The following is a 21,495-nucleotide window of genomic DNA, read 5'->3' as shown; positions in this document are numbered from 1 at the left end:
ATCAATAGGGTTTATGCTTTAAAGGTAAATTTCAGCTTTCATATAAAGTTTGGCATAGCCAGAAATTTCAATTCTTTGATTCTCTTTAAGTTGGCAATACAACACGCCACCTCGTTCTGAGCTTTGAAAAGCAATAAGTTCTGTTTTATTCAATTTCTCAGCCCACAAGGGTGCTAATCCTGTATGCATAGAACCTGTTACAGGATCTTCATTGATGCCTTTATGTGGTGCAAAATAACGTGCCACATAATCATATTGTTCTGATGCTGCAGTTATAGCAATATCGGGATGATCGGATGCTGTAATACAAGTACTAACCTCATATGCTTCAGCAATTGCATTAATATTGGCAAAATTAGGTTTGGCATCAAGCACATCTTGTTCACTTTCCAAGACTAAAATATAAGCTTGTTGATTTAGATAAATTTCCTTGATTGGACGATCAACCACTTCTTTTAATAACTCAGGAAACTCTTCAGTTAAATGAGGGATTCGAACAGGGAAATTCATTGTAATTTTTCCATCATCTTGTCGAGTGATGGTAAAAATTCCTAAATCTTTGACATGAAATTTAATTTTTTTCGCTTGAGTATACTCATTAAAAAGTACATAACTGCTCGCTAAAGTGGCATGACCACAAAAATCGACTTCAACTTTAGGTGTAAACCAACGGATTTCATAATTTTCATCATCAATAATTTTAACAAAAGCCGTTTCAGCCAAATTATTTTCAAATGCAATATTTTGCATGAGTGATGTATCAAGCCATTCTTCACTGACAACTACAGCTGCAGGATTCCCCTTAAACAACGCTGTAGTAAAGGCATCAACTTGATACATTTTCATAAATACACCCTAATATTTCCAAACTTCTAATTGAGAATAATAATCTTTTATCATTTCAAATCATAGATTAATTTCAATCTTGACTATAAATTATTGCTTCACAAAGATTCGTTCATCAACTGTATATTTCTAATGATCTTCCATAAAAAAACCCTCACATGAGGGTCTTTTGCTATTTACGCTTTTTGAGCGCTCTCTTTAAATCTTTTAACTTAGATTCATGCTTAGAAATTTTCTTAAGTCTCGATTTAATTTGATCTTTTAAATCTTTAATTTTTAACTTGGACTTATTCGCCATATCTTATCTTCCTCGTGTCATTCACTTTAAATTGTTAATGCTTGAATTTACTGACAAGAATGGGCATTCATCCCTAAATTCCCATTCAATTCATGATTAATGGATTAACGATTTTGTTGATCTAAATCAGATTGCTGTTGTGATTGTTGACGGGACTGTTGCTGATTCTGCTGCTGTTGATCTTGTTGCTGTTGCTGCTGATTGGGTTGCTGTTGATGTGGCTGTTGACCTTGTTGACGTTGCTGGTGATTTTGTTGCTGTTGCTCATTTTGATCTTGATTGTATTGATTACTCATTTCATATCTCCATGATTATCAGATTTTGATACTGATCTTGAATTCTTTTTCACTTGAATTAGACCAATACAAATAACCATAACCCTTTTGCACGAAACTGCGAGCATAGAGCTGTATCAAAATACTGCATCGTAACTTCCATTGTGTAAGCTATTTAAATTTCAGAGGATTAAAATTGATATATGTTACGAGGCTTACAAGGCTCTCTCATTTGTTTACTTGTATTAACGAGACTTATTCCTCTGGTTTTAAATCTGTTTTTAAATATGGATATGGATTTGTAGCACCACTCGTTAAATAAATCCCATAATGTAAATGTGGAGGTGTATTGATCGCATTGCCAGTATTTCCCACATATCCTAATACTTCACCGACTTCAACCCAGTCACCTTCTTGGATGTGTGCTGCATATTCATCTAAATGTGCATAGTAATGGCGACTTAACTGAGGTCCTACCACCCAGACGACTTTACCTCCCAAACTATTTGTGCCGATACGACTTACAATACCTTGTGTAGCACTCAATACAGGCGTACCTCGTTTGGCAAAAATATCAATTCCTTGATGTGTACGACCATTTGAACGTGCCGCGCCCCAAGTATCTGCTAATTGAGTTACTTTGACTCCTTCAACAGGTATCGCTAATGGCACTGTCAACGCTTGCTGTTGAAGTTTCCAGTACAAATATGGATATTGTATTCCTGCTGTTTCGCCCGAAGTTGGGGGCTGACAAGCAGTAAGCATCCAACTGATTGCAATGAGTAATCCAATAATCCTTTTTTTCATATACAACCTAACATCTTAAATTGAGTTAAATTTTAGCGTCTGATCGACGTTTGCATTGTATTGTTTAAATTAAAAGCACTTGTCAGAAACCAATAAAAGCCTGCTTATATCGATTAAATCGTCAGAATTACATATTTTTTTTGATCAATACGATACTTTCTTTTTTGAATCACGCATAATAGTCACCAATTCCCCGATTTATTTTGTTTGACTTCAATGATCGAATCCTCAGATCAATTCAGGATGTTCATAAATTCTTGATAAGTCAGACCTTTCACTATTTGCACATTATTGAAGTTTTTATATGAAAATCGTCATTCTCAATAAACCTTATGGCGTTCTCTCCCAGTTTCGTAAAGACGAAGCGCATATGACAATGTCTGATTTCGTTGACGATCCGACATTACGTCTTGCTGGACGTTTAGACATGGACTCTGAAGGTCTAGTGTTTTTAACCGACCATGGTGGTTTAAATCAGTTCATTACCAACCCTGCCAATAAGAAATTTAAAACTTATTTGGTTCAAGTTGATGGTGATGTGACTGAAGAGGCTTTAGAACAGCTTCGTAAAGGTGTAGAGCTTAAAGACGGTATGACTCTACCCGCAAAAGCTGTAAAAGTTGAACAGCCTGAGTGGTTATGGGATCGTGATCCTCCTGTTCGTTTCCGTGCTTCTGTACCTACTTCTTGGGTTGAAATTTCGATTTGCGAAGGTCGTAACCGCCAAGTTCGACGTATGACTGCAGCAGTAGGTTTCCCAACTTTACGTCTTATTCGCACTAAAATTGGATCAATAGACTTAGTACAGATGGGTCTTGAATCTGGCGAAACTAGAGAAATTGAACCATTACTTTATCCTGACTTTCAAAATGTTCCTGCAGAAGAGCCATACCGCTCACGCTCTTATGTGAAGAAACCGGGCGGTACAGGTGGCAAACCGATTAATAAGAAAGTCAATAAAGATGGTACTAAGAAAAAATCGGGTACTAAACGTATTTGGCAAATGGAAGAGCATGAGAAACCACGTCGTAAGACCAATGGTACTACTCGCCCAAATACAAAAGCTCCACGTGGACGCGCACGCTAAGCTCAAGCTATTGTATAAAAAAGTAAAAAGGATGCGATTGCATCCTTTTTTTATACATAAATTAACTTAAATAATCTCTCATTTTAAGTACACTTTTTCGATTATTTGCTTATTGTGAGTTGATACTTATGAAAAAATTTACGCTTGCTCTTTCAGGTTTTGCATTCTCAACATTCACTTTGGCAAATCCTTTAAGTGTTCATGTGCTTAATCAAGAAACTGGTCTTCCGTCTTCTAATATTGCAGTTACCCTTGAAGCGCAGCAGGGTGAAAAATGGATAAAGCTCAACGAAGCTAAAACGGATGAAAATGGTCGTATCAAGGCTCTATATCCAGCCGAAACAGATCTTCAAAAAGGTGTTTACAGAGTAACTTTTAAAACTGGCGACTGGTTTAAAGCAAACAACAAGCGTACTTTTTTTCCAGAAGTGCCAGTGGTTTTTTTGATTGATGGTAGTTTAGATCATTACCATATTCCGTTGTTGTTAAGTTCATATGGTTATTCAACCTATCGAGGGAACTAATGTTTTTTTGTTGATCATTTATGACACAAATTTAGCTCACATTATGTGAGCTTTTTTATTTCTTTATTAATTTTAAAAGTTTAATTATCCTATTCAAAAGAATAAGGATTTCTTATGAACATAAAAAAAGCTTTCCTAAAGGCTATTACGCTGCTTTTATTTTATCAATTCTTTACTACTTCTTTTATGCATTGAATGAAAACAAGTTATCTCACTATTGTGATAACTATATTTGTCTTGAAATCTTATCTTTAGCTGAATTTCTTGGGATAATCACAGCTTGGATCAGCCTATATTTCGTACTGAAGTCCCTAGAATCATGGAAAGATGCCTATAAATTCCATAGAGCAATTGAAACTTTATCCAAGTTTGAAGAACTCAAGATTATTTCAAATCAATATCACACCATCTTATACCAATTAAAAAACTCACTCATCCGCGCTAAAGGTTATGAATTACACAACTCATTTAATTTAGAAGAGCAAATTTATGAAGATAAATTCAATAATCTGTATTACTACGACAAATTAATAAATCTTCAACAGTGGCTCAATCAAGAAAAAAATGTGAACAAGCATAAAAATTTTAAAGAAGTTTTAAGAACTTTTGAAACTGCTATAGATTCTGCTCATAGACTTGTTTCAGAAGCTCATTCGAGTGAGGTAAATTATGGTCAAAATTACGCTACAGAAACCGACGTAAACAGAAGAAAAGAATCTATAAAAAAGGTTCAAATTGCTTTTGAAAAATACTCAAAAGACAAAACAATATTTGAAAAGCGTTTGGAAGATCTAAGACGAGAACTGGAGTTATGAAAAACCCATAGCTAAGCATGGGTTTTTCATGAATTTTCTAATCTAAGCAAATTAAGCTTTAAGCCATTTCTCAACTTTAGATTGATCGGAAACATTAAGTTCTACTTCAGGGAGTTCACTACCACCCGATTGAACTTCAAATTGCATTAATTCATCACGACGGAAAGCATGCACATTAAAAGTACCTTCCAATTTTGCATACTTGTCGAGTTGTTTAGTGGTCGCCTTTAAACCATCAACTGCGATGATAATATCATGAGCAGAAAGCCCAGCTTTAACACCAGCGCCATCACGACGAGCAGACTGAATTAATACACCTTCAGGTTTATCTACAAGTTTTAAACCAAATGGTAAAGATTTATCATGCTTTAAAACATAGTCTAAGCCAAATTCAGGGAACAATTGATCAAGCGGTAACTCATCCGTGGTATTAATCAAATGGTTAATTTGTTCAGACCAATCATCACCTGTTAATTCTTGGCATAGTTCATAGATGGTACGTTCATGAACCTGTATACCCTGTTGCGCATTTTCATACAGCTTACGCATCAATGCATCAAGACTTGAACCTCTTAAACGTAAACCTAAATCTAGACACAGCGCTACTAAGCAACCCTTGTTATAGTAACTTGTGCCAGCATTGTTAGAGTTTTCATCTTGACGATAGAATTTGACCCATGCATCAAAACTTGACTCTGCAACAGTTTGAACAAAACGACCTGGATTTTGCAAATAACGATCGATCTGCGCCTTTAACAACTTCAAGTAAGATTCCTGAGAAATCACACCACTACGAAGTAGAATTAAATCATCATAGTAGGACGTAAAGCCTTCAAAAATCCATAACAAAGAGGTATAGCCTTCTTTGTCTAAATCATAATTCACAAAATTTTCAGGGCGAATAAATTTCACCAACCATGAATGAAAATATTCATGGCTACACAACCCTAAGAAACGCTGATAATCAGCGGAAGGTTCAACGGATTCATTGGACTTAGGTAGATCATCACGTGGAGAAATCAAACTCGTTGAGTTCGGATGCTCTAAACCACCATAACTATTACCCGTCGCGATGGTCATAAATGTGTAGTTTTCGAAAGGTGCCGAACCAAACATCGATATTTCTGTCGCACAGATTTTCTCAATGTCTTGTTTCATACGTTCGACATTCATCGCATGTTTGCCAGAAACCACAAACTCATGTGGAATACCATTTGCTTCAAAAGCAAAACGAGTTTGATCTGCAAGCTCAAATGGTGAATCAATCAATTCAGCGTAGTTTTTTGCCTTAAGCGTATAGCGACCACGCACTAAACTTTTAGATGTCAATCCTGTAGCGAGTTGGAAATGTTTCAATTCATCTGGCAAAAATAACTCAACTTCTACCGCTTTATCTTCTTGTCCTTCTAAACCTAAACACGCACAAGCAGGATTCACATATAAGCGTGTTTCATCAACATAAGCACCACGTACTGAGAGGTCGTATGCATAGACGTCGTACTCAACCGTAATCAGCTCAAAATCAGTATTAAATAACTGCCACTTATTTTTTTCATTTTTACGAATCTTGAGTATTCGACCATCTTCATCATAGGCACGAACAGACTCAATATGTTTAGAAAACTCTCGAATGAGATAACTTCCAGGAATCCAAGTTGGCAAGCTCAATACTTGAGTTGGTTGAGCAACGAAACGAACAGTAACGTGAATGAGATGCTGACGAAAGTCGTCAAATTCGATCTGATAATGCAACATAATGTCTTAATTGAGAAACTATAGAACCAACTTGTATTTAGATTAGCATTTTTTTACTTGGAGTTGCGCGATTCGTATTAATTGTCTACAAATCTGACTAGAGTTTCAGAAAAAAAAGGCATAGCATGCGGTGTGCTTGATGATCTATGCCATTGGATTGGCTTATATAGGTAAACCCGTTGAAACTCTACTCTGCTCTACTCATAATTTTTAGTTTTTTTATAGTAAATATCACACATGCTTCCTTGTTCGAAGTTGCACCAGAAAGTTTAGAAGCTGAAGCATGGACTGTCTTAGATCCACAATCAGGTCAAGTCATTACTGAACACAATAGCCATGTCCAACGTGCACCAGCTTCGTTAACCAAAATGATGGTGGCTTACATCGCGCTGAAAGACATTCAAGCGGGTAAAATTAGCAAAAATGAAGTTATTACTGCCACACCAGTTGTCAATGTAGTTCAATGGGATGAGTCTCAGATGTATCTGAAGCCGACTCAACAAATTACGATTGATCAGCTTTTAGCAGGCTTAATTATCATGTCTGCCAACGATGCTGCTGTCACATTGGCTGAACGAATTTCAGGATCAGTGCCTGCATTTGTTCAACGCATGAATCAAGAAGCCAAAGCACTTGGCATGAAAGATACAAACTTTGCCAATCCTGCGGGCATTACAATGGATATGCACTATTCAACAGCGCATGATTTAGCCGTGCTCGCACAAGCACTCACCAATGAAACACCCGATTACCTTGACTACTCGAAACAGCAAAGTTTTACTTACAATCAGCATTTTCACCGTGCAACGAATATCTTACTAAAACAAGATGCTACTGTTGATGGTTTAAAAACAGGGTTTACTCGTGCTGCAGGCTATAACCTTGCACTTACAGCCAACCGACCAACTCAACAATTTGAGCTCAATCAAAGAAGACTTATTGTTGTGGTACTCGGTGCTCAAAGTGGCTTCAAACGCGCAGAAATCGCACATCAACTTTTAAACCTATCCTATGCCTATACACGCAATGAAATTGCAATTAAAAATAAGCAACTAATTGCTGAACTCCCTGTAGTCGCATCTACCTTAAAAATGTTCAGAGTCGAAACTAAAAAGCCAAGTATCGTGACGACCTCTTTGTATAACGCGAATCAAATGATTGATATGCGTAATTTTGACAATCAAACTCATCGTTTGATTCAAACAGATGCTTTTGGATTCATTTCAGCTCTTGAGCCTTTACAGCAAACTCAAACGCATATGAACGTCGAGCTACTAACACAATCATTAACCGCACCTATAGCGCAAATTCAGCAGTTGGCACGTATTCATATCTATCAAAATAATCGACTCATTCAAACGGTATTGATTGAGGATGAACTTCAAATTGATGAAGCATCATGGTTTGAAAGTATTTTGAATTGGTTTAAACAATTATTTAGTTTCGGATCTAGCAGTGCAAATCAAGCAAAAATCTATCCTTTAAACTGATTGCAGTTTTTTATTGTAAATCTGTAACTTGTAATACAAAAAGAATAATTCTTTAAAAAAGAGATGGCATATTAACCCCCATCTCTTTTTTATTTATGACGCTATAAAAATAGGAATATTAAATGTCGAATCTTCATCATATTGTCATTGTGGGTGGTGGTGCTGGTGGCTTAGAACTAGCAACACAACTGGGTGACACGCTGGGCAAATCTAAAAAAGCAAAAATTACATTAGTTGACCAAAAGCTTACACATATTTGGAAACCACTTTTACATGAAATTGCAGCAGGTACGCTAAGCCCTAGTGATGAAGAAACAAACTATTTTGGTCATGCTGCGAAACATCATTATGAGTTTGTATTGGGTAAATTTGAACAATTAGATCGTGAAGCCAAGACCATTCAGTTGCTCAAACCTGTTGCATCGACCTATGACCAATCGACTGATCATTTAACGCTAAGTTATGACACTCTTATTCTAGCGGTTGGTTCGGTTTCCAATGATTTTAATACTTCAGGTGTGCAAGAACATTGTCACTATTTAGATAATCCAAAACAGGCCGAACAGTTCCAGCAGCATCTACTTCATCTTTATATCGAAGCTCAAAATAACAATGACCATCGTGAGCTGCATATTGGCATTATAGGTGCAGGTGCAACAGGTGTTGAGCTTGCAGCTGAATTAGTTCAAGCCAAACAAAACTTCTTTAAATACGGTCTTAATAAAATTGACCCTAAAAACGTCAAAATTTCACTAATTGAAGGCGCGGATCGTATTCTACCGGCTCTTTCTGAAAAAATGTCAGACCACAGCACCAAGCAGCTTAAGCGCATGAATGTGGATATTTTAACGTCTAAACGTGTCGAAAAAGTCGATGCAGATCAAATTTACTTTAATGATGGAAGTTCAATTCCAGCACAATTAAAAGTTTGGGCTGCAGGCATTAAAACTCCAGCAGTGATTCAAAAGCTAGAAGGCTTCGAAAAAGATCGTATGGGTCGCTTACACGTATTTGCAACACTCCAAACAAAAGCAGATCCGAATGTTTTTGCTTTCGGTGATTGCGCATCCTGTATTTTAGATGCCCGTGAAACAGCTTTAGGACCGCGTGCGCAAGTTGCAAGTCAACAGGCTGCTTTCCTCGTTGATGCAATGAAAGCGCGAATTTCAGGAAAATCACAACCGATGTTCAATTTTTCTGACAAAGGCTCACTTGTATCTTTAAGTGAGAATAAAGCAGTCGGTGAATTACTTGGTCAGGTCAATGTTCAAGGATTTGTGGCGAAGTCGATGTATGTATCTCTTTACCGACTGCATCAAGCCACGATTTATGGTTATGCACAGGCAGGGTTACTCACAGCCAAAGATTTTGTGACCAGAAAAATAGCACCTAAAATCAAATTGCATTGAAAAATCTAAAAGACGCCCCAATGTAATATTTAAGCGTTATAAATTATCGAAACTGCATTTTTTTTAGAAAATTGTCTACAAAAATTGGTTTTCACTTTATGATGTACCCTTAAAATATTTGAATGGATCATTAACATGACAGTTATTGCAAATGACCTTGTGGTTTTATTTAACTATAAATTGACTAATGCAGAGGGTGAAACTCTCGATCAATCTCAAGGTGAACCACTTGCATATTTGCAAGGCGCTGGCAACATTATCCCTGGCTTAGAAAAAGCAATGTTAGGTAAAACGACTGGTGACAAATTCACAGTAACGATTCCTGCTGCTGAAGCTTATGGTGAGTACAACACTGATTTAGTTCAAGAAGTACCTAAACAAATGTTCCAAGGCGTAGACAACATCGAAGCTGGTATGCAATTCCAAGCGCAAACTGATGATGGCGTTCAAATTGTGACTGTTAAAGCTGTTGAAGGCGAAAACGTAATCGTTGATGCTAACTTCCCACTTGCTGGTCAAGACTTAACATTTGATGTTGAAATCGTTGAAATCCGTGAAGCAACTCAAGAAGAGTTAGATCACGGTCACGTTCACGGTGTAGGTGGTCACCACCACTAAAATCTACGGATTTTAGGACAAAAAGGTGAAGCTTCTGCTTCGCCTTTTTTTTATGCAAAAAATTACAATGCTTAACGATTTAAATGATTCAAATTCTTATAATTTCCTGAGGATATTTGGATATTAATCATATGAATCTCATTTGGTTTCGTCAGGATTTAAGAGTTAGGGACAACACGGCGTTAATGGAGGCAACCCAGCATGGGAATACTTGTGCAGTGGTGATACTTTCGCCTGAACAATGGAAATTGCATGATGATGCAGTGATTAAAATTGACTTTTATCTTCGCCAACTTAAGTCACTTGAAATTGAGTTAAAGCAATTCAATATCCCACTTGTAGTGGAAATCGTTCCCCAATGGGACGATGTACCAGCTAGATTATTAACTTTCGCAAATAAATATCAAGTTACTGTGATACACGCCAACATTGAAATCGGCGTGAATGAGTTACATCGTGATGCACAAGTGCAGACCTTATTAGAATCGCATCAAGTAACTGTCGAGTATTATCATGACCGCACAATTTTCCCACTTGAATCAATTCGTAATAAGGCGCACCAGCCTTATCAAGTTTTTGGTGCTTATAAACGTGCATGCTATGAAATCTTGAATATCTCTGTTCCTCAACCACTCCCTGTACCTAAAGTACAGCCTCATGAGCTTATACAACGCTTTCATACCTCCAAAATTCCATCGATACATGATTTTTATCCTGATGCTCAGATTAAATATCAATGGCCTGTTGGAGAGTCATTTGCACTACAAATGCTCGAGAAATTTGTTGATGAGAATTTAGAGACGTACAAACAACAACGCGACTTTCCAAACATTGATGCAACCAGTCAATTATCACCGTATTTAAATCTAGGAATTATTTCGATTCGACAATGTTTGGCTGCAATTTTTAGTCGCTCAAATGGCAATTTTCATCTCTACTCTGATGGTCAACAAACTTGGTTAGATGAGTTATTATGGCGAGAATTTTATCAACATATCCTGTTTGACTTTCCAAGATTATCGAAATATCAACCATTCAATTTAAACACGTCTAATGTGCCATGGCGTGACGCACCCGATGAATTAAATGCTTGGAAGTTTGGACAAACTGGGATTCCAATTGTGGACGCTGGAATCCGTCAAATGCTTGAAACAGGATGGATGCACAATCGTGTCAGAATGATTGTCGCCATGTTCCTTAGTAAGAATTTGCTCATCGACTGGCGTAAAGGCGAACAATGGTTTATGCAACATTTGATTGATGGAGATTTAGCGGCAAATAATGGTGGCTGGCAATGGTGTGCTTCAACAGGTACAGATGCTGTACCTTATTTCCGTATTTTCAACCCCATTAGTCAATCACAAAAATTTGATAGTCAAGGTAATTATATTCGCAAATGGGTACCTGAATTAGCTCATCTTGATGCAAAAATCATTCATGAGCCTTATGCTAAAAATCCGAATCTTAAACTCAATTATCCAAAACCTATTGTTGATTTAAAGATGAGTCGACAGCGCGCATTAGCTGCTTTCAAATCAGCCTAACGAATGCTCGTTCTAAATTTTGTTTGGCTTGATTTTCTAAAGTGTCATGAAAATATGCTGTTTTATAAATGGATTCCATTTGATAAAAGCTATTAAGAACTTCATTTCGTTTTAATGTATAAATTTCAGAGGGTACCCAACTGAATTCTTGATGAATTTGCTGCTGATATTCTTCAAAACGTTTGGCGTTTGAACCGAGAATTGCAAGATCAATATCAAGTAAATAGTTAAGATCCGAATCAGATGCACAACGATGCTCTTTGGTCGCTAATATCCACTGATAAATTTTCTCACATCTCCTCATCTCCATGTGGGGAGATATGATGTTCAGCATCAGATCAGCACTTTGTTGTTCATTATCGTGTGCCTTAGGCTCATATATTACATCATGAAACCAAAGAGCTATAGAGACTGATAAAGGATCTTTTAAATTTGGTAGAACCAATTGTAAGTGATCCATACATTCAACGATATGCTGCACTGTATGATAATGCCGATGAGGCTCACTGTAATGAACTTCTAATCTATCAAGAATAGATATGGAATCCTCTGAGGATAGTTCAAGCTGTTGTGCAGTAGCGGCCCAGTATCTTCTCAACTGTTTTAAATATGAATCAATCATCAGACACCCTGCCCAGCTACCGCCTATTTATTTTCAAGCAGCCTGCTCATCACGTTTAAATACGAGCTCACCTTTCAAAGAACTTTCAGCATCGAAATAATAGCCATCCGTATTGAATGATTTAAGATCATCCACAGTATTAGGTTTATTTTCGATAATATAACGTGCCATCAATCCACGCGCTTTTTTTGCATAGAAACTTATTACTTTATATTTTCCATTTTTCTGGTCTAAAAATACGGGCTTGATAATTTCAGCTTTAATTTTGCTTTCTTTCACCGATTTATAATATTCATCGGATGCGATATTGACCAATAAATCACTCTTGGCTTCTGATAAATCTTGGTTGATCAATTGGGTAATTTCATCTCCCCAAAATTCGTAAAGATTGTGACCGCGTGGATTTGCTAATTTCGTGCCCATTTCTAAACGATAAGGCATCATCAAATCCAGTGGTCGAAGTAATCCATAGAGACCCGATAGCATTCTTAAATGGCATTGAGCATATTCTAAATCAGCTTGCGTAAGCGAATACGCATCCAGACCTGTATAAACATCGCCCTTAAAGGCAAATATTGCTTGGCGTGAATTTGATAAATCAAAGTCTGATTGCCAATCTCTAAAGCGTTCCACGTTAAGATTCGCAATTTTTTCACTCACACTCATTAATTTGGCGATTTCTGAAGCAGACAGTTTACGACTTACGTCTATAAGCTGTTGTGAGTGGTCAAGCAATCTTGGTAAAGTATGTTCATCAGTTGGAAGTGTAGATTCATAATCTAATGTCTTAGCAGGAGAAATTAAGGCAAACATAGAAACCTGATCAAAAAACAATTAATCAAACTATAACAGTAGACTTATTTTATTTCCAATTGTGTTTTTTTTAATTATTGACGTTAAAATATACGATTCTCCTGCACGTTAATCGGTATTTTTATGTCTGAACAAATGTTCATTCAAGGCCCTGTTGGCAAAATTGAGGTTTTTGTAGATTATCCTCAGTCTGAAGTAAAAGGATTTGCGGTCGTTTGTCACCCTCACCCGCTTCAAGGTGGTACTCCTCAGCACAAAGTTCCCACTCTGCTAGCTCAAATGTTCCTTGAGCGTGGTTATATCGTTTATCGTCCAAGTTTCCGTGGATCAGGTCAAAGTGAAGGGGTTCACGATGAAGGATTTGGTGAAACAGAAGATATTTTAGAAGTCATTCGTCAAGTACGTGCAAAACACCTTACATTGCCTTTCTACGTTGGAGGCTTTAGTTTTGGTGCACACGTTATGGCGAAGGCATATCATGCACTACCTCAAGAAATTCAACCTGAACAAGTCATTCTATGTGGTTTACCAACAGCCACAGTTGCTGGTATCCGTCACTATGTTACTCCAGCAATTAAAGGTGATATTCTGTTTATTCATGGTGAGGCAGATGAAGTCACTTTATTATCCGATTTGATTGAATGGGCAAAGCCTCAGCGCCATATTATTACAGTGCTACCTGGTGCTAATCACTTCTTCACAGGTTATTTGAAGCAACTTCGCGTCGCGATCACTCGCTTCCTTACGGCTTAATATAAATATTACGTGTTTCAGAAAAACCCAGTGTAGATTCTTTACATTGGGTTTGTTTTATTCCTCGTTAGGATTTCCATTCTAGCGACTGGAACGACTCATCCTCTCTTAATGTCTGCTCTACTGCTTGCGCAAGTTGTTTAATCACACTCTGCGTCTCAATTTTTTGAAACCAATCCTGTTCCTCATCTGCATGCGCACTTATTTCACATACAAAATGTCCTTCGCCATCTGGTTGATTACAGTTCACCCCTAAAGCGATTGGGTGATCAGAGACACTGACTTCTAATTCATGCGGATTCGTAGTTTGAGTGTGAAATCCATGTTGCACCAACTGTTCAGATAACAATGCTGTAACGTAAGTTTGTGCATTATCATGAGAATGACTTGAATGAGCCTTAGCGTATTTCGTTTGATCAACTAAAAATTGTAATTTTTTCATTTCCTCATCCAAAGGCTTTTTAATTATATAGAATTAGAATAAGCAATATAAACAAAACAGCCAAGCTTTTGCTTGGCTGTTTGAAAAGAAATATACAAATCTTTGGTCGTATTATTCACTAACTTGAATAGATAGACCCGCTTGTTCAGTGAGTTGAGTAAATGTTGGGAAACTTGTTGCAACGGTTTCAGTTCCCACAATTTTAATTGCGCCTGAAGTACGCAGACCCGCAATGGAGAAACTCATGGCAATACGATGATCATGATGAGACTCAATTTCACCACCTGTAAAGATAGCAGACCAATCACCAGACTTACCTTTACCTTCAATAATAATACCGTCATCCGTAGGCGTACAATCAACACCCATGGTTTTCAATCCATCAGCCATCACTTGGATTCGATCAGACTCTTTTACACGAAGTTCAGCTGCACCAGTTAACACTGTTTGACCTTCAGCACAAGCTGCAGCAATAAATAATGCTGGGAATTCATCAATCGCTAAAGGTACTTGATCTTCAGGCATGTGGATGCCTTTCAAAGTACGAGTGCCACGAATTCGAATATCAGCGATTGGTTCACCACCTGCAATTCGTTCATTCTCGACTGAAATATCAGCCCCCATTTGCTTCAAAATTTCGATCACACCAGTACGAGTAGGGTTAATACCCACTGCCTCAAGTGTTACATCTGAATTTTCAGTAATGGCAGCACCCACCATAAAGAACGCAGCAGATGAAATATCTGAAGGCACTTGAATATTCGTGCCAACTAACTTACCACCACCTTTTAAAGAAATACGGTTACCTTCAGTTTTCACATCATACCCAAATGCACGTAACATACGCTCAGAGTGATCACGTGTAGGTTCTGGCTCAGTCACCGACGTTACACCTTCTGCCCATAAACCAGCGAGCAGAATGCCAGACTTCACTTGTGCAGAAGCCATTGGTAAATCGTAATGAATACCTTTAAGTTGCTGATTACCTGTGATCGATACTGGCGGTGTGCCACGCTCACCTGTTGTTTGAATTTGAGCACCCATTTCACGGAGTGGCTTTGCAATACGTTCCATGGGACGTTTGCTCAACGATGCATCACCAGTCATTACTGAGTCAAATTTTTGCGCAGACAACATCCCTGACAGAAGACGCATCGAAGTCCCAGAGTTACCCATATAAAGCTCACTTGCTGGAGCTTTAAGGCCATACATTCCTACACCATGAATCGTGACTTCACCATTTTTTGGACCTTCAATATTTACACCCATATCACGGAATGCTTGAAGTGTTGCTAAGGCATCTTCACCTTCTAAGAAACCAGTAACATGGGTTGTACCTTCAGCGATCGCACCAAACATGATTGAACGGTGTGACACAGATTTGTCACCTGGCACGCTAAATTTTCCAGAAAATGATTTAGCACCCGGCAGAATAGTAAATTGCTGTGTCACAGTTTTGTTCTCCATTAAAGGTTTCTTGGCAAGCATATGGTTAAAATGTTGGCGTGCTGCTTGAGCATGCCCAAGCAATCCCATGAGTGCTTTTGAATCTTCGTTTTCAATGAGCTGTCGAATATGAGCCAATTGGTTCTCAAAGCCATCAACAGCATTCAAAATCGCTTTTTTATTGGCAAAGAATATGTCATGCCACATTTGTGGATCACTCGCCGCAATGCGAGAAAAGTCTCTGAAACCACCAGCTGCATAGCGGAAAATGTCCAGATTATCTTCACGATTTGCCAGTTGCTCAACCAAATTGAATGCCATTAAATGTGGCAGATGACTTGTATGCGCAAGCACTTCATCATGCTTTTCCACATCCATACAAATTACTTCAGCTTGAGCAGCTTGCCATAACTGAATTAGTTTTTGCACTGCCCACTCAGCACTTGTTGCTAACGGCGTTAATATCACTTTGTGGTTAGCAAATAAATCTACTTTACCTGCATGAACACCAGTATGTTCAGCACCAGCTATTGGATGCCCTGGAACAAAACCTGCGGGTAACTGCTCACCAAAAACCGCAATTGCAGCCTCAACCACATTGCCTTTGGTACTGCCCACATCTGTAATTATGGTATCAGGAGTAATCACAGATTTGATCGAGTTTAATACAGATTGTGTAGCTCTCACGGGTAAAGCAAGAACAATTAAATCTGCATCAACCACTGCATCTTTGGCATCAGCATATCCGTCACTAATCAAACCTAAAGCTTTAGCATCTTCTAACGTTTGAACAGATCGCGTAGATGCCACAACATTTTCAGCAAGACCATGTGCTTGAATGACACGTGCTAAACTTGATCCAATCAATCCTAGCCCAATAAATGCAACTTTTTTAAATAAAGGTTGAGACATATCTAAGTATCAACTCTTTTTAAAGTACCGCAATCGGGTATGAACCAAGAACACGGATTTCTTTGACTAATGGACGAATTTCTTCGACAGCCGCACGTACGTTCTCTTGTTCGATATGCCCTTCTAAATCGATAAAGAATACATAAGCCCATTTTTCAGGCAATGCAGGTCTTGTTTCGATACTGGTCAAGCTAATGTTATGTTTAGCGAACGGCGCTAAAATTTCTAATAACGCACCTGCACGGTCATGTGCAGAGATCAATAAAGAAGTTTTATCATTACCACTTTGTGGTACTTTTTCACGCCCAATAACTAAGAAGCGTGTTGTATTTTCTGGATTATCTTCAATATTGCTATGTAAGATTTCTAAATCATATAAGCTCGCAGCTGTTTCAGATGCGATTGCCGCAGAATGCCATTCATTACGGATACGGCGAGCAGCTTCAGCATTCGAACTCAAAGCCACACGTTCAACACCTGGATAATGAGCATCGAGCCAGCCACGACATTGAGCTAAAGTTTGTTGATGCGCATAGATTTGTTTAATGCTGTCTTTACGCGTATTTGAAGAAATCAAAAATTGATGATGAATACGTAATTCAACTTCACCAATCACATTTAAATGTGACGCTTTAAAACAATCAAGCGTGTGGTTAACCACGCCTTCGGATGAGTTCTCAACAGGAACTAAACCATAATGTGCACTGCCTGCTTCGACTTCACGGAACACTTCATCAATTGTAGGAAGTGGGCGCACAACCGCATCATGTCCAAAATGCTTCAGTACTGCCGAATGGGTGTAAGTTCCTACTGGACCAAGGAAAGCAATGCTTTGTGGTGCTTCTAAAGCAAGACATGCAGACATAATTTCTCTAAACAAACGCGCCATCGTCACGTCAGATAAAGGACCTTCATTACGCTCCATCACATTACGCAAAACTTGTGCTTCACGCTCAGGACGATAAAACATTGGATTTTCTTCAGAAGCAAATTTTGCTTTTGCTACAGCTTCAGCAAGTCGTGCTCGACGGTTAATCAGTTGTTGGAGTTGTTGATCTACTGAGTCGATATCTTCGCGGATTTTAGCTAAGTCTAAAGAATTCGTCGTGTTTTGATCATCGTTGATCATTGTAATGTCGCCTTACAGAATCAGTTATGTAAACAGTATAACAATAGTTAGCTTTCAAATGTTAAGCAACCAAACTTTATGGCAATAAGACTTAAAAATATACAGTTGAAATAATCATCAATCCAATATGCGCTATAAATTAGAAAAAAGACAAGAATATTGAATAGGATAGCTTTAATCTTTTTTTAAAATCAGTGCGTTCTATAAGTTTTAAAATTGAAAACACATTCGAATACATCTCGCTTGTATTCATCAAGCGAGATGTAAATACGGATAAAAATTAACGTCCTAGCATGCCACGTGCTACGATTTCTTTCATGATTTCGTTGGTTCCGCCGTAGATTCGTTGAATACGTGCATCCACAAAGAAGCGTGAAATAGGATATTCCGTCATATAGCCATAGCCACCAAAAAGTTGCAGTAGGTTATCCGCCACTTTCATTTGCATATCTGTACTGAAACTTTTTAATGCAGCTGCTGTTTCAACATCCAATTTCCCTTCTTTATACAATGCTAGGTTTTGATTATAAAAAGCAGCCGTAGCCAGTTCATCGATTTTCGCTTGTGCTAAAACAAAACGAGAATTTTGGAATTGTCCAATTTTTTGACCAAAAGCCTGACGTTCTTGGACATATTGAACTGTCACATCAATTGAACCTCGAATTGCTCCTAATGCTGTCGCAGCAATCGCTGTCCGCTCACGTGGTAATTCTTGCATCAAATAGGCAAATCCCTGACCCGCTTGACCTAAAAGCTGATCAGCTGGAACTTTAACGTTGTCAAAAAAGAGTTCCGAGGTATCTTGGGAATGCAAACCGATTTTGTCGAGATTTGTGCCTTTTTTAAACCCTTCTAAATGAGTATCAACCAATAGAAGTGAGACGCCTTTAGCACGTGCCTGAGGATCTGTTTTAACGGCAAGCACAACCAAGTCTGCATGCTGACCATTTGAAATAAAGGTTTTAGAGCCATTCAAAACATAATGATCACCATTCAAAATGGCATTCGTACGGATGGCTTGTAAATCAGAACCAGCACCTGGCTCTGTCATTCCAATTGCCCCGACCACTTCACCAGAAACCATTTTTGGCAACCAATATTTTTTTTGTTCTTCATTTGCAATGTGCAAAATATATGGTGCTGCAATTTCTGAGTGACATGAAATACCTGTCGATAATGCGCTATAACCTGCACGTGCCGACTCTTCAACCAACATTAAAGAATATTCTGTTGGGACACCATAACCACCATATTCTTCAGGAACATCTACGCACAAGAAGCCATTTTCACCAAGTGCATTCCACACTGAACGTGGCATTTTTCCTTCACGTTCCCACTGCTCATAATGAGGAGCAACGTGCTCACTCATAAAACGTTTGAAATTATCACGGAATAATTCTAAATCTGCATCATATGCCAACATTCTTGTGTTCCTTACACTTCATTTTTTTATAAGTTTTCATGCTATCCCGTTTTTTTCCAGTTGTCATGGACAAAAGCGCTTGAAAATTCATACAATTAGGTCAGTCTCAAAAGCTAAAAATAATGCTTGATCATTGAATTTGATATTTAGCTTTTATTCGAAGCATCATTCCACGTTACACTGTCATTAAGAACATCCAACTGCATTGATCATGAATACAAAACGTAATTTATATAAAGACTTTGAACATCCATTTGCGCAATTTGTTCGTATTCTTGGCAAAGGAAAAAATGGTGCGCGATCACTGACCTATGAAGAAGCCTATCAAGCATTTGAGATGATTTTAAAAAATGAGGTATTAGACGTTCAGCTGGGTGCATTTTTAATGCTTTTACGAGTGAAAGAAGAATCTGTAGATGAACTGGCTGGCTTTGTGCAAGCGACTCGTGATCAACTTAAATTTAGAGCTATTGATGTCGACCTAGACTGGTCTTCTTACGCGGGGAAACGCAAACACTATCCGTGGTTTATCTTATCGGCGTTAACCTTAGCAAAACATGGTCATCGTATTGTAATGCATGGGGCTTCTGGACATACCATCAATCGATTATATACAGAACAAGTTTTACAGTATTTAGGTTATACCATTTGTCAAAATGAAAACGAAGTGGCATCAGAACTGAATCAGCATAACTTTGCCTATATACCACTCGAAGTCATTTCACCTACCTTGAGTGATTTAATTGCATTACGCAATATCATGGGCTTACGCTCACCCATTCATACGCTTTCACGACTCATCAATCCCTTCAATGCCAAAGCCACTTTGCAAGCGATATTTCACCCTGCGTATCGCAGTTCTCATCAACAGACTGCTGCCAAATTAGGTTACGTTAACAGTGCGGTGATTAAAGGTGAAGGCGGTGAATTTGAACGAAACCCAGATGCAAAAACCTTAATTTGTGGTATACGAGACGGTGAACTGTATGAGCTTGAACTTCCGAAACTCACAGCTGATCGTTCAGCAATTGAAGAAGAGTTGAACTTAGATACTTTCAAAGAAGTATGGTTAGGTGATTCCCAACATACTTACGGAGAGGTGGCTGTTATTGAAACTATGGCAATCGCACTTTACACCATAAATGTGGCTGATACATTTACACAAGCGCAGACTTTGGCTCAAGAATACTGGCAATCACGTCATCGAGTATAACTTCGGATTAAAAAAGACACCATCAGGTGTCTTTTTTAAGCATAGAACATTATACAAAACGTATAGGTTGAAATTCTGGCTCTGGAACATGTGAATCACATTCATCACCTTCCTCTTTATGACCTTTATCAATATACCCTGATCTTTCTGTTTCTGGCAGATTTTTAGCTTCCCAAGCAATGACTGCTTGCATTGAAATCTGACGCTGCTCTTGAGTTAAAGCTACACCGTTTGGCCATTTACCGATTTCAACGGCAGTTCTTAAACGAGCAACGATGTCTGCATCCAAAACTGATAACATTTGTTCAATATTCATGTTTAGTCCTGCTGATGAAATGAATCGTAATCTTGATTCCATCCTAGTTTGGTACGACATGCCATATAAAAGTCGTATCCAGGTGGATGTAATAAAGTAAGTTTGAAAGGATGTTTGCGAATATGCAACCAATCACCTTCATTTAAAGAAACACTGTGTTGCCCATCAGCACTCACCATTGGCAACACTCGATTCTTACGAATTTGAATTTTAATTTCACTTTGACCACCCACCACAATCGGACGAGAAGAAAGCGTATGCGGGTGCATTGGCACTAGCGCGATCGCATCCATACTTGGGTGCAAAATTGGACCGCCACCAGAAAGTGCGTATGCTGTTGAACCCGTAGGTGTCGATACAATCAAACCATCACTGTGTTGGCGATAAACATATTGACCATCAATATGAAGATCAAACTCAATCATATGGACTGACTTACCTGAATGCAGCACCACATCATTCAATGCTATTGCATCATAAATCAGTTCATTTTTACTACGAACTTCGACTTCTAATAAAAAACGGCGATCTAGCTGAAACTCACCTTTCAAGACTTGATCTAATTTAAATAAAACTTCTGTCGGTTTGATATCTGTTAGGAAACCTAAACGCCCACGGTTTACCCCGATGACTGGAGTATTGTATTTCACTAAGGATCTAGCCGCTTGAAGCAATGAACCATCACCACCTACGACAATCACCAAATCTGCAACTTCACCCAATAAAGCTCGACTGACCGTTTGCGAATTTTTATAAGGGACCAATTTAGCGGTTTCTGAATCAAAAACTGGATGCAAACCTAAACTAATCAAATGGTCATGAATTAGACTTAAAGTCTCAACCACAGATGATTTATCTGGTCGTCCAATTAATCCAATATTACGAAATGACTTTGCTGAAAGTTGCACGTATGCTACGGCTCCAGATGAATTGTTAAGTATCATATCATCATCATTCT

The 21,495-nt window shown here is 38.2% G+C and carries 21 protein-coding genes; 9 read left to right on the top strand and 12 right to left on the bottom strand.

Features of this window, described 5'->3' with window-relative positions; translation table 11 throughout:
- Positions 1–18: 18 nt before the first annotated feature.
- From AC1M85_RS05170 to AC1M85_RS05160, 3 genes are all read right to left on the bottom strand, one after another.
- Complete coding sequence (locus AC1M85_RS05170) at positions 19–846, bottom strand: PhzF family phenazine biosynthesis protein (RefSeq protein WP_092767133.1); 828 nt, start codon at positions 844–846, stop codon at positions 19–21.
- Between the two features lie 402 nt (positions 847–1,248).
- Positions 1,249–1,440, bottom strand: a complete 192-nt coding sequence (locus tag AC1M85_RS05165) for a hypothetical protein (RefSeq protein ID WP_035268717.1) — start codon at positions 1,438–1,440, stop codon at positions 1,249–1,251.
- 234 nt (positions 1,441–1,674) lie between these two features.
- Positions 1,675–2,226, bottom strand: coding sequence for a M23 family metallopeptidase (locus tag AC1M85_RS05160; protein ID WP_488213679.1), 552 nt, complete (start codon positions 2,224–2,226; stop codon positions 1,675–1,677).
- 304 nt (positions 2,227–2,530) lie between these two features.
- Between AC1M85_RS05160 and AC1M85_RS05155 the strand changes: the two genes are divergently transcribed.
- The 3 genes from AC1M85_RS05155 (at position 2,531) to AC1M85_RS05145 (ending at position 4,652) form a co-directional block, all read left to right on the top strand.
- Positions 2,531–3,313: an rRNA large subunit pseudouridine synthase E gene (locus AC1M85_RS05155; RefSeq protein WP_481613978.1), complete on the top strand. Its 783-nt coding sequence runs from the start codon at positions 2,531–2,533 to the stop codon at positions 3,311–3,313.
- Between the two features lie 128 nt (positions 3,314–3,441).
- Positions 3,442–3,837 (top strand): hydroxyisourate hydrolase, encoded by a 396-nt coding sequence (gene uraH / locus AC1M85_RS05150; RefSeq protein ID WP_488213678.1) that lies wholly within the window; start codon positions 3,442–3,444, stop codon positions 3,835–3,837.
- Between the two features lie 191 nt (positions 3,838–4,028).
- Positions 4,029–4,652 carry a hypothetical protein gene (locus tag AC1M85_RS05145; protein WP_488213677.1) on the top strand — a complete coding sequence of 208 codons (624 nt, stop codon included), beginning with the start codon at positions 4,029–4,031 and terminating at the stop codon, positions 4,650–4,652.
- 51 nt (positions 4,653–4,703) lie between these two features.
- Here AC1M85_RS05145 and AC1M85_RS05140 read toward each other — a convergent pair whose 3' ends face one another.
- On the bottom strand, positions 4,704–6,407 hold the full coding sequence (locus AC1M85_RS05140) for a M61 family metallopeptidase (protein WP_488213676.1): 1,704 nt from the start codon (positions 6,405–6,407) through the stop codon (positions 4,704–4,706).
- Between the two features lie 179 nt (positions 6,408–6,586).
- Here AC1M85_RS05140 and AC1M85_RS05135 point away from each other — a divergent pair, with 179 nt between their 5' ends.
- The 4 genes from AC1M85_RS05135 to AC1M85_RS05120 all read left to right on the top strand — a co-directional run bounded on the left by AC1M85_RS05135 (position 6,587) and on the right by AC1M85_RS05120 (position 11,468).
- On the top strand, positions 6,587–7,897 hold the full coding sequence (locus tag AC1M85_RS05135; RefSeq protein ID WP_488213675.1) for a D-alanyl-D-alanine carboxypeptidase family protein: 1,311 nt from the start codon (positions 6,587–6,589) through the stop codon (positions 7,895–7,897).
- A gap of 122 nt (positions 7,898–8,019) precedes the next feature.
- On the top strand, positions 8,020–9,306 hold the full coding sequence (locus AC1M85_RS05130) for an NAD(P)/FAD-dependent oxidoreductase (protein WP_488213674.1): 1,287 nt from the start codon (positions 8,020–8,022) through the stop codon (positions 9,304–9,306).
- Between the two features lie 135 nt (positions 9,307–9,441).
- Positions 9,442–9,924, top strand: a complete 483-nt coding sequence (locus AC1M85_RS05125; RefSeq protein ID WP_092767151.1) for an FKBP-type peptidyl-prolyl cis-trans isomerase — start codon at positions 9,442–9,444, stop codon at positions 9,922–9,924.
- Between the two features lie 131 nt (positions 9,925–10,055).
- On the top strand, positions 10,056–11,468 hold the full coding sequence (locus AC1M85_RS05120) for a cryptochrome/photolyase family protein (RefSeq protein ID WP_488213673.1): 1,413 nt from the start codon (positions 10,056–10,058) through the stop codon (positions 11,466–11,468).
- On the opposite strand, the gene AC1M85_RS05115 is transcribed toward AC1M85_RS05120, so the two are convergent.
- Entirely contained in the window at positions 11,455–12,090 is a 636-nt protein-coding gene (locus AC1M85_RS05115; RefSeq protein WP_092767155.1) for an HD domain-containing protein, read from the bottom strand. The genes AC1M85_RS05120 and AC1M85_RS05115 overlap by 14 nt on opposite strands.
- A gap of 33 nt (positions 12,091–12,123) precedes the next feature.
- On the bottom strand, positions 12,124–12,903 hold the full coding sequence (yaaA, locus tag AC1M85_RS05110) for a peroxide stress protein YaaA (protein ID WP_092767157.1): 780 nt from the start codon (positions 12,901–12,903) through the stop codon (positions 12,124–12,126).
- Positions 12,904–13,026: 123 nt separating this feature from the next.
- Here yaaA and AC1M85_RS05105 point away from each other — a divergent pair, with 123 nt between their 5' ends.
- The gene (locus tag AC1M85_RS05105) at positions 13,027–13,656 is read left to right on the top strand and encodes an alpha/beta hydrolase (RefSeq protein WP_035267316.1); all 630 of its coding nucleotides are present in this window, start codon (positions 13,027–13,029) and stop codon (positions 13,654–13,656) included.
- A 67-nt stretch (positions 13,657–13,723) separates the two neighbouring features.
- Here AC1M85_RS05105 and AC1M85_RS05100 read toward each other — a convergent pair whose 3' ends face one another.
- The 4 genes from AC1M85_RS05100 to AC1M85_RS05085 form a co-directional block, all read right to left on the bottom strand.
- Positions 13,724–14,098, bottom strand: coding sequence for a hypothetical protein (locus AC1M85_RS05100; protein ID WP_092767159.1), 375 nt, complete (start codon positions 14,096–14,098; stop codon positions 13,724–13,726).
- Between the two features lie 111 nt (positions 14,099–14,209).
- Complete coding sequence (locus tag AC1M85_RS05095) at positions 14,210–16,456, bottom strand: bifunctional prephenate dehydrogenase/3-phosphoshikimate 1-carboxyvinyltransferase (protein ID WP_488213672.1); 2,247 nt, start codon at positions 16,454–16,456, stop codon at positions 14,210–14,212.
- 19 nt (positions 16,457–16,475) lie between these two features.
- Positions 16,476–17,585 carry a prephenate dehydratase gene (gene pheA, locus AC1M85_RS05090; protein WP_035267321.1) on the bottom strand — a complete coding sequence of 370 codons (1,110 nt, stop codon included), beginning with the start codon at positions 17,583–17,585 and terminating at the stop codon, positions 16,476–16,478.
- Between the two features lie 280 nt (positions 17,586–17,865).
- A complete protein-coding gene (locus AC1M85_RS05085; RefSeq protein WP_035267322.1) occupies positions 17,866–19,008 on the bottom strand; it encodes an acyl-CoA dehydrogenase family protein in 1,143 nt (380 codons plus the stop codon).
- A 211-nt stretch (positions 19,009–19,219) separates the two neighbouring features.
- Between AC1M85_RS05085 and AC1M85_RS05080 the strand changes: the two genes are divergently transcribed.
- Positions 19,220–20,221 carry a glycosyl transferase family protein gene (locus tag AC1M85_RS05080; RefSeq protein WP_488213671.1) on the top strand — a complete coding sequence of 334 codons (1,002 nt, stop codon included), beginning with the start codon at positions 19,220–19,222 and terminating at the stop codon, positions 20,219–20,221.
- A gap of 49 nt (positions 20,222–20,270) precedes the next feature.
- Here AC1M85_RS05080 and AC1M85_RS05075 read toward each other — a convergent pair whose 3' ends face one another.
- Positions 20,271–20,537 (bottom strand): YeaC family protein, encoded by a 267-nt coding sequence (locus AC1M85_RS05075; protein ID WP_035267325.1) that lies wholly within the window; start codon positions 20,535–20,537, stop codon positions 20,271–20,273.
- Positions 20,538–20,539: 2 nt separating this feature from the next.
- Positions 20,540–21,481, bottom strand: coding sequence for an NAD(+) kinase (locus AC1M85_RS05070; RefSeq protein WP_035267328.1), 942 nt, complete (start codon positions 21,479–21,481; stop codon positions 20,540–20,542).
- Positions 21,482–21,495 lie beyond the last annotated feature (14 nt).

The organism is Acinetobacter sp. 24-47-64, from assembly GCF_057737055.1.
The sequence above is the reverse complement of the archived record's forward strand: the minus strand, read 5'-3'. Positions and strand labels throughout refer to the sequence as shown.